Annotated in this window: 14 protein-coding genes; 10 read left to right on the top strand and 4 right to left on the bottom strand. The window is 71.5% G+C overall.

Features of this window, described 5'->3' with window-relative positions; translation table 11 throughout:
- Window positions 1–97 precede the first annotated feature (97 nt).
- Entirely contained in the window at window positions 98–1,108 is a 1,011-nt protein-coding gene (locus tag CWOE_RS12455) for a LacI family DNA-binding transcriptional regulator (RefSeq protein ID WP_012933971.1), read from the top strand.
- 21 nt (window positions 1,109–1,129) lie between these two features.
- On the opposite strand, the gene CWOE_RS12460 is transcribed toward CWOE_RS12455, so the two are convergent.
- On the bottom strand, window positions 1,130–2,287 hold the full coding sequence (locus CWOE_RS12460; RefSeq protein ID WP_041730441.1) for a hypothetical protein: 1,158 nt from the start codon (window positions 2,285–2,287) through the stop codon (window positions 1,130–1,132).
- Between the two features lie 228 nt (window positions 2,288–2,515).
- On the opposite strand from CWOE_RS12460, the gene CWOE_RS12465 reads away from it, so the two are divergent.
- From CWOE_RS12465 to CWOE_RS12505, 9 genes are all read left to right on the top strand, one after another.
- Entirely contained in the window at window positions 2,516–3,262 is a 747-nt protein-coding gene (locus CWOE_RS12465) for a FadR/GntR family transcriptional regulator (RefSeq protein WP_012933973.1), read from the top strand.
- Window positions 3,263–3,294: 32 nt separating this feature from the next.
- Window positions 3,295–5,121 carry an ABC transporter substrate-binding protein gene (locus tag CWOE_RS12470; protein ID WP_012933974.1) on the top strand — a complete coding sequence of 609 codons (1,827 nt, stop codon included), beginning with the start codon at window positions 3,295–3,297 and terminating at the stop codon, window positions 5,119–5,121.
- Window positions 5,122–5,169: 48 nt separating this feature from the next.
- Window positions 5,170–6,171, top strand: coding sequence for an ABC transporter permease (locus CWOE_RS12475; protein WP_012933975.1), 1,002 nt, complete (start codon window positions 5,170–5,172; stop codon window positions 6,169–6,171).
- On the top strand, window positions 6,158–7,057 hold the full coding sequence (locus tag CWOE_RS12480; RefSeq protein ID WP_012933976.1) for an ABC transporter permease: 900 nt from the start codon (window positions 6,158–6,160) through the stop codon (window positions 7,055–7,057). Before CWOE_RS12475 ends, CWOE_RS12480 begins: the two co-directional genes overlap by 14 nt.
- Complete coding sequence (locus CWOE_RS12485) at window positions 7,050–7,973, top strand: ABC transporter ATP-binding protein (protein ID WP_012933977.1); 924 nt, start codon at window positions 7,050–7,052, stop codon at window positions 7,971–7,973. Before CWOE_RS12480 ends, CWOE_RS12485 begins: the two co-directional genes overlap by 8 nt.
- Complete coding sequence (locus tag CWOE_RS12490) at window positions 7,970–8,809, top strand: ABC transporter ATP-binding protein (protein WP_012933978.1); 840 nt, start codon at window positions 7,970–7,972, stop codon at window positions 8,807–8,809. The genes CWOE_RS12485 and CWOE_RS12490 overlap by 4 nt, the downstream gene beginning before the upstream one ends.
- Entirely contained in the window at window positions 8,806–9,792 is a 987-nt protein-coding gene (locus CWOE_RS12495; protein WP_012933979.1) for a mannonate dehydratase, read from the top strand. The genes CWOE_RS12490 and CWOE_RS12495 overlap by 4 nt, the downstream gene beginning before the upstream one ends.
- An 83-nt stretch (window positions 9,793–9,875) precedes the next feature.
- Window positions 9,876–10,220, top strand: coding sequence for a YciI family protein (locus CWOE_RS12500; RefSeq protein WP_012933980.1), 345 nt, complete (start codon window positions 9,876–9,878; stop codon window positions 10,218–10,220).
- Window positions 10,217–11,389, top strand: coding sequence for an RNA polymerase sigma factor (locus CWOE_RS12505; RefSeq protein ID WP_012933981.1), 1,173 nt, complete (start codon window positions 10,217–10,219; stop codon window positions 11,387–11,389). Before CWOE_RS12500 ends, CWOE_RS12505 begins: the two co-directional genes overlap by 4 nt.
- A 53-nt stretch (window positions 11,390–11,442) precedes the next feature.
- Here the strand turns inward: CWOE_RS12505 and CWOE_RS12510 are convergent, their stop codons facing one another.
- The 3 genes from CWOE_RS12510 to gnd are packed head-to-tail and all read right to left on the bottom strand — an operon-like array spanning window position 11,443 to window position 14,402.
- Window positions 11,443–11,985, bottom strand: a complete 543-nt coding sequence (locus CWOE_RS12510; RefSeq protein WP_012933982.1) for a DUF6314 family protein — start codon at window positions 11,983–11,985, stop codon at window positions 11,443–11,445.
- Window positions 11,970–13,385: a glucose-6-phosphate dehydrogenase gene (zwf, locus tag CWOE_RS12515; protein ID WP_012933983.1), complete on the bottom strand. Its 1,416-nt coding sequence runs from the start codon at window positions 13,383–13,385 to the stop codon at window positions 11,970–11,972. The genes CWOE_RS12510 and zwf overlap by 16 nt, the downstream gene beginning before the upstream one ends.
- Window positions 13,386–13,388: 3 nt before the next feature.
- Entirely contained in the window at window positions 13,389–14,402 is a 1,014-nt protein-coding gene (gene gnd / locus CWOE_RS12520) for a phosphogluconate dehydrogenase (NAD(+)-dependent, decarboxylating) (protein ID WP_012933984.1), read from the bottom strand.
- Window positions 14,403–14,456 lie beyond the last annotated feature (54 nt).

Here is a 14,456-nt window from a genome sequence, read left to right on the forward strand (position 1 = left end):
TTGCGCCGATGCGGATGTCAAGGGGAGCGAGCGCGATTCGTGCGCGGAGAGCGGCGCGGCGGGGAGCGTGCGCGGCGGCGCGGCGGGGAGACGTCGCGTGAGCGCGCAGCGGCGACCGCGGCTGGAGGAGGTCGCGGATGCGGCGGGGGTCTCGAAGTCGATCGCCTCGCGGGTGCTCAACGGCGACCCGACCGTCTCGGTCCGCGACGAGACGCGGCAGCGGATCGCCGCCGTCGCGCGCGAGCTGGGCTACCGTCCGCACCCGGTCGCCCGCGCGCTCGCAAGCGCGGAGACCGGGGCGCTGGCGCTGCTCGTGCCGGCGTTCGACAACCCGGCGTACACCGACCTGATCCGCGGCGCCTACGGCCGCGCCCGCGAGCGCGGCTACGTCCTGCTCGCCGCCGAGGACTCCGAGGGCCAGCAGGCCGATGGCTCCTTCACCGAGCTGGTCCGCGCCGGCCGCATCGACGGTCTGCTGATCGCCTCCGCGCTCCCGGCCAGACCGCTGCTGGCGGCGCTGGAGCGCCACTGGGTCCCGCACGTCTTCGTCAATCGCGCGGTGCCGGGCGCGGTCGCCAACGTCGTGCTCGACGTCGAGCGCGCCAGCCGGCTCGCGCTCGACCACCTCGTCGGGCTCGGGCACGAGCGGCTCGGCCACGTCGCGGGCCTGAGAGCGATCGAGTCGGCGAGGCGGCGCGAGGAGGCGTTCCTCGACGCCGCCCACGCGCGCGGCCTGGAGCCGGTCGTCGTGCGCGCCGCCTTCTCGGCCGCCGGCGGCGCCGAGGCGGCCCGCAGACTGCTCGCGAGGCACCCCGACGTGACCGCCCTCTGGGTCAGCTCGTTCGAGCAGGCGCTCGGCGCCCTGCGCGCCGCCGCCGACGCCGGCCGCGACGTGCCCGGCGACCTGTCGGTGCTGGCGTTCGAGAACGTCCCGCTCGCCGACTACACGCTGCCGCGCCTGACGACGATCGCGATGCCGATGCGCGAGCTGGGCGCGGCGTCGGTCGACGTGCTGCTGGATCAGCTCGGCGGCGCGCCGCCGCAGATCCACCAGCTGCCGACCGAGCCGCGCCTGGTCGTGCGCGACTCGACGAGGCCGCCGCGCTGACGCGGCGGCCTCGCGAGCGTCCTACGGCGTCAGCGCCACGTTCAGGAACCGCGGCCGGTAGATCGAGACGTCTCTGTAGAGGTCGCCGCCGATCGTCGCGTCGAGGCTGTTGACGTTGTAGGTCACGACGACGTTCGTCGCGCTGGAGAGCTGCGGGTGGGCGTGCGCGTTGTACGCGTAGACGTCACCGTCGAGGTATGAGCCCCACGGACCCGCCTCGGGCGCTCTGTAGAGCGACGTTCTCGCGACGAACGGCCCCGTCGGCTTGCACGAGAAGTACGCCACGATCTCGTTGTTGAACGCGAGCGACGTGTCCGTCGTCGTGAGCATGTACAGCCCGTTTCGGAGCTTGTGCACGCTGTGCTCGTTTGCGACGTGCTCCTGGACGCGGATCGAGTCCGACTCGGTCTCCGACCACGACGCCGGCAGCGCCGGGTCGCCGCCCTTGTAGAAGCTCCATCTGTTCGCGAGGCTGCCCGTCACCTTCGCGATGTGCATGTACTTTTCGGCACCGAGGTCCTCGACGCCGTAGACGTACGTCGTCCACCCCTCGCGCAGCGTCCACGCGGCCCAGTTGATCCCCGTTGCCGAGGGCAGCGCCGTGATCGTCGGCGCGGCTCTGAGGTTTCTCGTCGGGATTCGCGCGAGCGCGTTTCTCTGCCATCTGATGTCCCAGATGCTGGGGCCTATCTTTCTCCACTCGGTCAGCGGGATCTCGAGGTTCGAGCCCGACACGCTGCCGCCGCCGACCCAGTACCAGTGGCCCGCCGTCGCCGGTCTCATGACCGCCTCCGGCGCGGACGCCGTGCCGCCGTGGATCGTCGAGAGCGTCGAGCCCGACTGCGGCACGAGCGTGTTGTTGACGAGCGGCGCGCTGGTCGGACGCGTCGGCGCCGTGATCGGCGGCAGGAACGTGTCCGAGAACAGCCACACGTCGCTGCCGCTCGGCAGCCGCGCGGAGTAGGTGCTGTCGGCGCCGGTCCAGCCGGCGCCGCTGTCGCCGTATCTGGTGAACATCGAGCTGAGGCTCGTGTTCGTGGTGACGCCGGCGACGCTCGGCGAGTTGACGCCGGTGCAGACCGGCGCCGCCGAGGCGGCCGCCGGCGCGAGCGCCGCGAGGCACGCACCGGCGCCGGCGAGCGCCGCAGCGCGGGCGGCGAGGCGGCGCCTGCGCGGCACGAGACTGCGCCTGCGCGGCGCCGCTCTCGCGGGTTGACGAAGGACGTGGAACATCCGGACTCCCTCCTCAGGTCAGAAAGTGACCAGATGACCCTAGAGCAGGTTGTCAAGTCGGCCGACCGCTTGACAATGCCTTAGGTAAGCGGTTTTCTGCGAGATGCGCCGCTTTTACAACTCCTTGTCGCGGAAGTGTTGACACGGCAGGTCACTAACTGATTAGATGACTTCATGGAGACGGAGCCCAAGCCCGCCGGAGCGAGGTTGCTCGGCGGCGCGTCGCGTGCGGCGCGGACGCGCCTGAGCGCATCGGACGAGCTGACGCAGGACCTCATAGACGCGCTCAAGCGGCAGGGCTTCGGTCCCGGCGACAGGCTGCCGTCGGTGACGGCGCTCGCGACGCAGTTCGCGGTCGCCGCGCCGACGATCCGCGAGGCGCTGCGGCGGCTGCAGGCGCTCGGCTTCCTCGACTTCCGCCACGGCTCGGGCGTCTACGTGCGTGAGCCGCTGGAGCGCGTGATCGTCTCCAACCCCTATTCCGGCCAGCTCGACCCCGACGTGCTGCTCGACCTGATCGACGCGCGCCTGCTGATCGAGCCGCACCTTGCCTGCCTGGCGGTCGTGCGGGGCGGGGCGGAGGCGGTCGCCGAGCTGGAGCGGATCCTCGACCTCGCCGACCAGTCGCTCCAAGGGCAGGACGAGACGCTGAGCGACCTGAACCTCGACTTCCACCGCGCGATCGCGCGGCTGTCGGGCAACAAGGTGCTCGGCCAGACGATGGACTCGCTGCTCGACCTCTACGCGGCCGAGCAGATGATGATCTTGCAGGTCTACGACAACCGCGAGCGCGACGCACGCGAGCACCGGGCGGTGCTCACGGCGATCCGCGGCGGACGGCCGGACCTCGCCGCGGAACAGATGCGCGAGCACCTCACGGGTGTGCGCACCGTGGTCGAGGAACGCCTTCGCGCGCACTGACACCCCCCGCTGGGTTCACCGAGGAGGAAGAGATGGAGGATGGTCGTCGACGGCGCTTGTCGCCCGTCGGGATGATCGGCGCCGCCGTGCTGCTGATCGTGCTGGTCGTCGTGGTCGTGTCGGTCGCCGGTGGCGGTGATGACGACGACAAGACGAGCGTGAGCGCAGGCGGCGGGTCCACCACCGCGCCGGCCAGAAGCTCGGGCGGGGCGGCGACGCGTGAGGAGACGCTCGTGCTCGGGCAGTACCGCCCGCCCACGGGCAAGATCGGCAACCCGTACGTGCAGGCGAGCGACGCGCTCGTCTCCGACGGGCTGCACGAGCTGGTCTACGAAGCGCTGTTCTACGTGAATTACCAGACCGGTGAGACCGAGCCGTGGCTCGCGACCGGCTATGAGTACAGCGACGACAACAGAACGATCACGCTGAGACTGCGTGACGACGTCAGCTGGAACGACGGCAAGCCGTTCAGCGCCGACGACGTCGTCTACACGATGAGACAGATCCTGGCGGCCAGAGCGCCGTTCCGCGCGGCCAACATACAGGGCGCGGTCAGATCGATCAGAAAGCTGTCGCCGACCGAGGTCCGGATCGACCTCAGAGCGCCCAACCCGCGCTTCGTCGACAGCGAGCTGTCCTCCTACGTCTACACCGCGAACTTCATCCCGCTGCCCAAGCACGTCTTCGAGGGGCAGAGATTCGAGACGTTCGCCTTCTACGACCTCGCCAGAGGCCTGCCGCTCGGCACCGGCCCGTACCGCCTCACCGACGTCACCGCCTCCGCGGCGACGCTGCAGCGCAACGACGACTGGTGGGCGGCGAGAGCCGGCGTCGCCGACGTCGTGCCGAAGAAGGTCGTCTACACGAGCCCCGGTCCCGAGGACTCGGCCGTCTCCGGCCTGGAGAGCAGCGCGCTCGACTACGCCGGCCAGTCGGTCCCGTCCGTCGCCGGCTTCATCGCCGCGAAGGAGCGCAACCCGCAGCTCGTCAACTGGGACGGCGACCTTGGCTGGCTCGACCCGTGCCCGTACGCGCTGACCGTCAACACGAAGCGCAGACCGTGGGACGACGCCGAGCTGCGCTGGGCGCTCAACGCCTCGATCGACAAGGAGCAGTTCAGCCGCCTCTTCAACACCCCCGGCGAGTCGACCCCGGCGCGCACGACGTACCCCGAGTACCCGCAGCTGAGCGAGCTGATAGACGCCAACGAGGACCTGCTCGCCGAGTACCCGACGCTCGACCACGACCTCGACAGAGCGGCGCAGATCTTCGAGTCGAAGGGCTACAGAAGAGAGGGCGGCGTCTGGACCAAGGACGGGCAGAAGCTGTCGCTGAAGCTCAACCTCTTCTCGCCGGCCGCGCTCGGCCCGGTCTGGGGCGATGCGGCGCAGCTGCTCAACCAGCAGTTGAGAGAGGCCGGGATCGCCGTCGAGGTCGACCCGGGCGACTTCAACACGATCGCGGCCAACCGCGCCGAGGGCAGATTCGACGCGCAGTCGTGGTTCGAGTGCGGCAGCGTCACCGATCCGTGGGCGACGCTCAACCGCTACACGAACGCGCCGGGCAACGACAACGCCGGCAGATGGAGCAACGCCGCCTACGACAGAATCGTCGCGCAGATGGGCGAGCTGCCGCCGGGCGACGCGCAGATCAGAGAGCTGTACGCGCAGGCGATGGAGATCTGGCTCAGAGAGCTGCCGGTGATCCCGCTCAACCAGCGGCCGACGCCGATCGTGATGAATCAGACGTACTGGAGAAACTGGCCGACCGCGGACAACGGCTACACGCAGCCCGCGCCGTTCGGGATGAACTTCCACCAGGTCATCACCAGACTCCAGTCCGCGAGAGGCGAGCAGTGAGATGACGCCGCTCGCCTCACGGCGGCGCCGTCACGGGGCGGGTCGGGCATGACGCTCGACTACGCCCTGCGGCGGATCGCCTTCTTCGTCGTCGTCGTGTGGATCACCGTCACGGCGATGTTCTTCCTCGTCCGGCTCGCGCCGGGCGACCCGATCACCGACCAGGTGACGCGGATGCAGGCCTCCGGTCAGGCGCTCGCCGCCGGGCCGGAGCTGATCGAGGAGTACAGACGCCAGTTCGGCCTCGACAAGCCGATGGTCGAGCAGTACTTCTCCTACCTCAAGCAGCTCGCGCAGGGCGACCTCGGCTACTCGGTCACGAACTTCCCGACGAGAGTCACGACGCTGATCGGCGACGCGCTGCCGTGGACGCTCGGGCTGCTGTTCAGCGCGATCGTGATCTCGTGGGTCGTCGGCTCGCTGCTCGGCGGGCTGATGGCGTGGCGCACGACGCCCGCGATCGCGCGCGGATTGATGTCGTCGCTGATGCTGTTCGCGGCGATCCCGTACTACCTCGTCGCGCTGCTGCTGCTCTACGTCTTCGCGTACGAGCTGCAATGGCTGCCGACCGGCGGCGCGCAGGACCCGCTCGGCACGAGCGGCGGCGCGTTCGCGCAGGTCGCCGACGTGCTCGAGCACGCGCTGCTGCCGGCGGCGAGCATCGTGCTCGCGTTCGTCGGCATCTGGATGATCGGCATGCGCTCGATGATGATCTCGGTGCTCGGCTCCGATCACCTGCTGCTGGCGGAGGCGAAGGGCCTGCCGCAGCGGCGGATCTTCACCCGTTACGCGATGCACCCGGCGATCCTGCCGCAGGTCACGACGCTGGCGATCTACATCGGCTACGTCGTCGCCGGCTCGATCCTCGTCGAGGTGCTGTTCTCCTACCCGGGCCTCGGCAAGGTGCTGGTCGCGGCGGTCGACGCGCGCGACTACCCGGTGATCCAGGGCGTCGTCCTGATGATGGTCGTCACGACCGCGGGCGCGCTGCTGATCCTCGACCTGATCTATCCGCTGATCGACCCCCGCATCCGCTATGGCCGCGACTGACGTCCTGACCCCCGAGGCGCCGGCGCTGGAGCGCCCGCGCGAGAAGCGCCGCTGGCTGACGCCGCGGCTCGTGCTCGGGCTCACGCTGTTCCTCGCGCCGCTCGTGCTGAGCCTGCTCGCGCGCTTCGCGATCGACCGCGGCGAGACGGAGATCTTCGCCTTCGACCCGAAGCTGGAGCCGGGCGACGGCCACCCGCTCGGGACCGACGGCTCCGGCCGCGACGTGCTCGCGGTGATCGTCTACTCGACCGCGCCGACGTTCCAGATGGCGCTCGTCGCCGGCCTCGCCGCGACGCTGATCGGGACCGCCGCCGGGCTCGTCTCCGGCTACATGCGCGGCGCGCCGGACACGCTCGTGCGCGGGATCTCCGACGTGATGATCGGGATCCCCGCGTTCGCGATGCTGATCCTCGTCGCGGCGGTGATGGGCGACCTCTCGCTGCTCGGGCTGGCGCTCGTGATCGCGCTGTTCACGTGGCCGCTGGTCGCGCGCGCGGTGCGGGCGCAGGTGCTGACGCTGCGCGAGCAGCCGTTCGTCACGATCAGCCGGCTGTCGAACCGCAGCCCCGGCGCGATCATGGCGTTCGAGCTGCTGCCGAACCTGCTGACGCTCGTGACCGCGATGTTCGTCGGCGCGATCTCCGGCGCGCTCGCGATCGCGATCGGCCTGCAGCTGATCGGCCTCGGCCCGATCGACACGCAGACGCTCGGCCTCGCGCTCCAGAACGCGCTCTCGGCCGGCGCGCTGTCGCAGGGGCTGTGGTGGTGGTGGCTGCCGCCGGCGGCGCTGCTGATCGTCTTCTTCGTCGGCCTCTTCCTCGTCTCGCTCGCGGTCGACGAGATCGCCAACCCACGGCTGCGAAAGGCGGGCCGCAACGATGGCTGACGCGACCGCGACCAGCGCGCCCGCGACGACGGTCCTCTCCGTCGAGGGGCTGACGGTCAGCTACCCCGGCGGCGGCGGCCGCCGTGTCGTCGTCGACGACGTCGGCTTCGAGCTGCGCCGCGGCGAGATGCTCGGTCTCGTCGGCGAGTCCGGCTCGGGCAAGTCGACGACGGCGATGTCGGTCCTCGGGCTGATCAGAGCGCCCGGCCGGATCGAGTCCGGCAGCGTGCTGCTCGACGGCGTCGACCTCAGCGCGCTGGGGGCGGAGCAGCTGCGCCGCCACCGTTGGAGAGACATCTCGCTCGTGCCGCAGGGCGCGATGTCGGCGCTGAACCCGGTGATGCGGGTCGGCGCGCAGATCGCCGACGTGATCGAGGTGCACGAGCGCAGACGCGTGCCCGGCAGACGGATCGACGAGCTGCTCGGCTCGGTCGGGCTGCCGGCGCGCACCGCGCGGATGTACCCGCATGAGCTGAGCGGCGGCATGAAGCAGCGCGCCTGCATCGCGATGGCGATCGCGCTCGGCCCGAAGGTGATGGTCGCCGACGAGCCGACGAGCGCGCTCGACGTGATCGTCCAGAAGGCCGTCGCCGAGACGCTCAAGGGCGTGCAGGCGCGGCTCGGCATGTCGGTCGTGATCATCGGCCACGACATGGCGCTGCAGGCGCAGCTCGTCGACCGCGTCGGCGTGATGTGCAGAGGGCGGCTGGTCGAGATCGGCCCGGTCCGCAGCATCTTCCGCTCGCCCGCGCACCCTTACACGAGACTGCTGCTGCAGGCGGTCCCGTCGCTGCGCCAGCGCGAGTGGCATCCGGCCGCCGCGACGCAGGCGCTGCGCGACGAGGCGCTCGCGCTCGTCGCCGCACGGCACCCACTGGCCGACGTCGGCCCCGACCACAAGGCGGCGATGCCGTGAGCGACGACCTTCTGCTGCAGGCCGAGAACGTCACGAAGGTCTACCGCTCCGGGCTGCTGGAGCAGCGCGAGCCGGTGACGGCGCTGAAGGACTTCTCGCTGGAGCTGCACGCCGAGCGGCCGCAGATCGTCGCGCTCGCCGGCCAGAGCGGCAGCGGCAAGACGACCGCGGCGCAGATCGCGCTCGGCTTCGTCGAGCCGTCGAGCGGGTCGATCCGCTACCGCGGCACGCCGCTGCGCACGCTCGGCCGCGACGCCCGCCGGCGCTTCCGCCAGGACGTGCAGGCGGTCCTCCAGGACCCTTTCACTGCGTTCAATCCGGTCTACCGCGTGCGGCACGTCTTCGACGTCTGCGTGCGCAACTTCGACGTCGCCGCGACGCCGGCGGAGGCGAGACGCGCGGTCGCCGAGGCGATCGAGTTCGTCGGGCTGGAGCCCGGCCGCGTGCTCGACGCCTACCCGTACCAGCTCAGCGGCGGCGAGCGGCAGCGGATCATGATCGCGCGCGCGATGCTGCTGCGGCCGAGAGTGATCGTCGCCGACGAACCCGTCTCGATGGTCGACGCGTCGATCCGCGCGGCGATCCTGGAGGTGATCGTGAACCTGCGCAGGGAGGCCGGGATCTCGTTCCTGTACGTGACCCACGACCTCTCGACGGCCTACCACATCGCCGACGAGCTGCTCGTCCTCTACGAGGGCGAGACGGTCGAGCGCGGCGACGCGCGCGCGGTGATCGACGCGCCGTCGCACGAGTACACGCGGCGGCTGATCGACGCCGTCCCGGTCCCCGACCCGGACGTGCGCTGGGCGGCCGAGGTGCGGGAGGACGCGGCATGACGGAGCCGGCGCTCGCGGAGATCCTGCTGGAGAAGCCGCCGCACCCGTTCTGGACGGTGCTGCGCCAGCTCGGGATCGAGCAGGCCGTCGGCGTGCTGCCGCGCTACCACGCCGACTGGCGCGAGTCGGCCGGCGAGCAGCCGTGGGACCTGATGCCGCTGACGCTCTACCGCGACCAGGTCGCCGAGGCGGGCCTGAGGCTCGCGGCGATCGAGGACAACCCGCCGATGGACAAGCTGCGGCTCGGGCTGCCGGGGCGGGAGGAGGAGCTGGAGGCGGTGCTGAGGCTGATCCGCTCGATGGGGACGCTCGGGATTCCGGTCTGGTGCTACAACTGGATGCCCGTGCTCGGCTGGATGCGGACGCGGATGGCCGCGCCGACGCGCGGCGGCGCGCTCGTCTCCTCGTGGGACGCCGCGCTGCTCGCCGACGCGCCGCTGACGTATGCGGGGTTCGTGCCCGACGAGCAGCTGTGGGAGGCGCTCGCGTGGTTCCTGGAGCGGGTCTGCCCGGTCGCGGAGGAGGCGGGGGTGACGCTCGCCTTGCATCCCGACGACCCGCCGCTGTCGCCGATCCGCGGGATCGCGCGGATCATGTCGCGCGTCGAGTCGTTCGAGCGCCTGGTCGATCTGAACGACAGTCCCGCGAACCGGATCACGCTCTGCCAGGGCAACTTCGCGCTGATGACCGACGACCTGCCCGCGACGATCCGGCGGCTGGGGGAGCGGATCGCGTTCGCCCACTTCCGCGACGTGCGCGGCACGCCCGAGCGGTTCGAGGAGACGTTCCACGACGACGGGCCGACCGACATGCTCGCGTGCATGCGCGCCTACCGCGAGATCGGCTTCAGGGGCGTGCTGCGCTCCGACCACGTGCCGACGATCGCCGGCGACAGCGCCGCGGTCGCGGGCTACTCGCACCAGGCGCGGCTGCACGCGATCGGCTACATGGCGGGGCTGCGCGAGGCGGTGGCGCGCGCGTAGGCGAGAATCCTTCCTCCGTCGCTGTCCCCTCGTGCGGTGCCCGTTCGTCGTAGGGACGACAGCAAGCCCCGAAGGAGGCATCGATGCAGTACGCACTGTTGATCCACGAGCGGCCCGGCGTCTACGACTCACTCAGCGAGGAGCAGATGCAGGAGGTCACCGCCGAGTACATCGCGATCCACCAGGATGAGCGGATCGTCGGCTCCGGGCGCCTCAGCCCGGCGGACACCGCGACGACGGTGCGGGCGAACGGCAGCGGGACGCTCGTCACCGACGGACCGTTCGCGGACACGAAGGACGTCTTCGGCGGCTACTTCCTGTTCGAGGCCGACGACATCGACGCCGCGATCGAGCTGGCCGGCAAGCTGCCGGTGCTGCGCTTCGGCGGCGCGGTCGAGATCCGCACGGTGCTGGTGCCGCCGACTTGATCGAGCGGGTCTTCCGCGAGCAGTGGGGCCGCGTGGTGGCCCACCTGGTCGGCTTCCTCGGCGACTTCGACCTCGCCGAGGAGGCCGCCCAGGAGGCGTTCGCGGTCGCCGCCGAGCGCTGGCCGCGCGACGGCGTTCCCGACAATCCCGGCGCGTGGCTCGTGACGACCGCGCGCAACCGCGCGATCGACAGGATCCGCCGCGAGCGCACGCTCGCGGTGAAGACGCGGCAGCTCGACGTGCCGGCGTGGGTGGAGGACGAGGTGGACGAGACGACGATCCCCGACGAGCGGCTGGAGCTGATCTTCACCTGCTGCCATCCGGCGCTCGCGACCGAGGCGCAGGTCGCGCTGACGCTGCGCGCGCTCGGGGGCCTGAGCACGGAGGAGATCGCACGCGCGTTCCTCGTCGCGCCGGAGACGATGAAGCGCCGCCTGACGCGCGCGAAGACGAAGATCAAGACGGTTGGGATCCCCTTCGGCGTGCCGCCGGACCACCTGCTGCCCGAACGGCTGCCGGCCGTGCTCGCGGTCGTCTACCTGATCTTCAACGAGGGCTACGACGGCCGCGTCGACCTCGCGGCGGAGGCGATCCGGCTGGGCCGCGTCCTCGTCTCGCTGATGCCCGACGAGCCCGAGGCGCACGGCCTGCTCGCGCTGATGCTGATCCACGACGCGCGGCGCGAGACGCGGGTCGCCGACGGCGAGCTGGTGCTGCTCGCCGACCAGGACCGGTTGCGCTGGGACGCCGCCAAGATCGCCGACGGCCGCGCCGCGCTCGACCGCGCGATCGCGCTCGGTGTCAGCGGAGGCGGCGGGTCCTACGTGCTGCAGGCGGCGATCGCCTCGCTGCAGGCAGCACCGCGGATCGACTGGCCTCAGGTCGCGGCGCTCTACGGCGAGCTGGCCCGCCTGACGCGCTCGCCGGTCGTGGAGTTGAACCGCGCCGTCGCCGTCGCCGAGAGCGGCGGGCCGGAGGAGGCGCTGGAGCTTGTCGACCGCCTGGAGCTGGACGACTACCCCTACCTCCACTCGACCCGCGCCGAGCTGCTGCGCCGCCTCGGCCGCCCCGGCGAGGCGCGCGCCGCCTACGAGCGCGCGCTCGCGCTGACGAGCGCCGAGCCCCAGCGCCGGTTCCTTCAGCGCAGGCTGGGCGAGCTGTCGGCCTAGCCGCGAGGTGAGGTCGTTTGCACCCCCTGGAGGGGTGCAAACGACCTCACCTCTCACGCGCGCCGGTACCGGGTCACGATCCGCTGGTCCTTCGCGGGGCCGGTGACGCGCCAGTCGACCTCCAGCTCGGGGCCGGCGGGGCCGGCGGGCCCGGCAGGCGTCTCGAATGCGCGCAGCGCGCCGGCGTAGGCGTCGGCGCCGCACGGGTGGTCGACGAGGCAGCGGCCCTCGCGCAGGTCGAGTGGGTGGAACGGGCGGCCGTCGTCGAAGCGGACGAGCCAGGCATCCCCGTCCGGCACGATCGCCAGCTCGCGCGAGAACTCGCCCGCGAAGTCGCCGATCTGGACGGTGCCGTGCTCTATCCAGCGCAGGCCGCCCGATGCCGCGCCGCTCGCGCCGACGCCGCTCGCGCCGACGCCGCTCGCACCCGCACCGGCGTCCAGCGGCTCGAAGCGCGCCTCGCCGGACGCGCGGCCGCGACGGCCGGCGCGGCGGTCGTCGATCGTCCGCTCCAGCGTCCAGCGGCCGGTCAGGAACGCCGGCAGGTCGGCGACGGCGACGCGCAGCAGCGGCGCCGCCGCTACTCCCCGACCCATGATCTGTGCCAGCCGCCGTGGCCGGCGACGACGTCGTGCGCGGAGGCGGGCCCCCACGATCCCGGCGCGTAGGACTGCACCGGCGGCGGCGCATCGAGCAGCGGCTGCAGCACGCGCCACGCCTCCTCGACGCCGTCCTGGCGCGTGAAGCGCGAGTTGTCGCCGACCATCGCCGCGTGCAGCAGCACCTCGTACGGCGTCGCGCCCGCGCCGCCCTCGTGCGCGAACTCCATGTCGAGCGTGATCGGCTTCGGCCCCGGGCGGTCGGCGCGCTGCGCCTCCAGCAGGAAGCGCACACCAGTGTCCGGGTCGAGCCGCACGACGAGCTGGTTGGGGACCGGCTTGCGCGACTCCAGCATCCCGAGCCCCAGCTTCGGCGCGTGCTTGAAGACGAGCCGCAGCTCGGTCTGCGTCAGTGCCAGGTGCTTGCCGGTGCGGATGAAGAACGGGACGCCCGACCAGCGCCAGTTCTCGATGTCGAGCCGCAGCGCGGCGAACGTCTCCGTCTCGGAGTCGTCGGCGACGCCGTCGATCGCGCGATAGCCGTCGAACTGGCCGCGCACGTAATGCGCCGGGTCGGCGTCCTTCATCGAGCGGAAGACGGAGTAGATCCCGTCCTTCAGCGTCGCCGGGTCCGAGCCGGCCGGCGGCTCCATCGCCGCCGCCGCGACGACCTGCATCAGGTGGTTGACGACGACGTCGCGCAGCGCGCCGACCGGGTCGTAGAAGTGGCCGCGGTCCTCGACGCCGAACGCCTCCGCCATCGTGATCTGCACGCTGGAGAGGTAGTTGCGGTTCCACAGCGGCTCCAGCAGCGTGTTCGCGAAGCGCAGGTACAGCAGCTCGTCGAGCCCCATCTTGCCGAGGAAGTGGTCGATTCGCAGCAGCTGCGACTCGTCCAGGTGCTGGTGGATCTCCGCGTTGAGCGCCCGCGCGGAGGCGAGGTCGTGGCCGAACGGCTTCTCGACCACGACGCGCGCGTCCTCGGTCAGCCCGGCTCTGGAGAGCCCCGCGATCACCATGCCGAACAGCGACGGCGGGATCTCCAGGTAGAAGACCGGCGTGCTCGCCGCGCCGATCGCCTCGCCGACGCGCGCGTACGTCGCGGCGTCGGCGAAGTCGCCCTGGACGTAGGAGATGCGCGCGGCGAAGCGCGCGAAGACGGCTTCGTCAAGCGGCTCGCCGCACGCCACGATCGCCGCGCGCGCGTGGTCGCGCAGCTGGTCGTGGCTCCAGTCGTCGACGGCGACGCCGACGATCGGGCAGTCGAGCAGTCCGCGCCGCTCCAGCCGGTAGAGCGAGCGGAACGTCATCACCTTCGCGAGGTCGCCGCTGATCCCGAAGACGACGAAGACGTCGGCCGGGGCGTCCGTCCGCCCTTGGATCGTCCGCCCCGACACGGGTCAGTCCTGCTTCTCGTCGTGCCCGCCGAACCCGGAGCGCATCGCCGACATCGCCTTGTTCGCGAAGTCGTCGAGGTCGCGCGAGGCGAAGCGGGAGTAGAGCGCCGTCGAGAGCACCGGCGCCGGGACGCCCTCCTCGATCGCGGCGATCGCCGTCCAGCGGCCCTCGCCGGAGTCCGACACGCGGCCCGAGTACTGGTCGAGGTGGGGGGAGGCGGCGAGCGCCTCGGCGGTCAGGTCGAGCAGCCACGAGGCGACGACGCTGCCGCGGCGCCAGACCTCGGCGACCGCCGCGATGTCGATGTCGTAGCGGTACGCCTCGGGGTTCTCCATCGGCGCCGTCTCGGCGTCGGCGGTGCGCTGGACCGAGCCGGCGTTCGCGTTCCTGAGGATGTTCAGCCCCTCAGCGTACGCGGCCATCATCCCGTACTCGATCCCGTTGTGGACCATCTTCACGAAGTGGCCCGCGCCGGACTCGCCGCAGTGCAGGTAGCCGGCCTCGCCGGGGTGCAGGTCGCCCGTGCGGCCGGGCGTGCGCGGCGCGGACTCGACGCCCGGCGCGAGCGTCGCGAAGATCGGCTCGAGCCGGCGGAACGCCGTCTCATCGCCGCCGACCATCAGCGAGTAGCCGCGGTCGAGGCCCCAGACGCCGCCGCTCGTGCCCGCGTCGACGTAGTGGAGCTGCTGCTCGGCCACGCGCGCGGAGCGGCGCTGGTCGTCGCGGTAGTACGAGTTGCCGCCGTCGATGATCGTGTCGTCGGGGTCGAGCAGCGGCACCAGCTCGTCGAGCGTCGCGTCGACGACCGCCGCCGGAACCATCAGCCAGACCGCGCGCGGTCGCTCCAGCTTGGAGACGAAGTCGGCGAGCGAGTCCGAGCCCGTCGCTCCCTCGCCGGCGAGCCCCGCGACCGCCTCGGGATGCACGTCGAAGACGACGCACTCGTGTCCCGCTCTCATCAGTCGGCGCACCATGTTGGCGCCCATCCGACCCAGTCCCACCATCCCGAGCTGCATGCGTTCGGTTTCCTCTCCATCGCCAGGTTCGTGCACGCGGGACGATGTCATGTG

Origin of the sequence: Conexibacter woesei DSM 14684 (genome assembly GCF_000025265.1) — a bacterium.
Lineage (GTDB): Bacteria > Actinomycetota > Thermoleophilia > Solirubrobacterales > Solirubrobacteraceae > Conexibacter > Conexibacter woesei.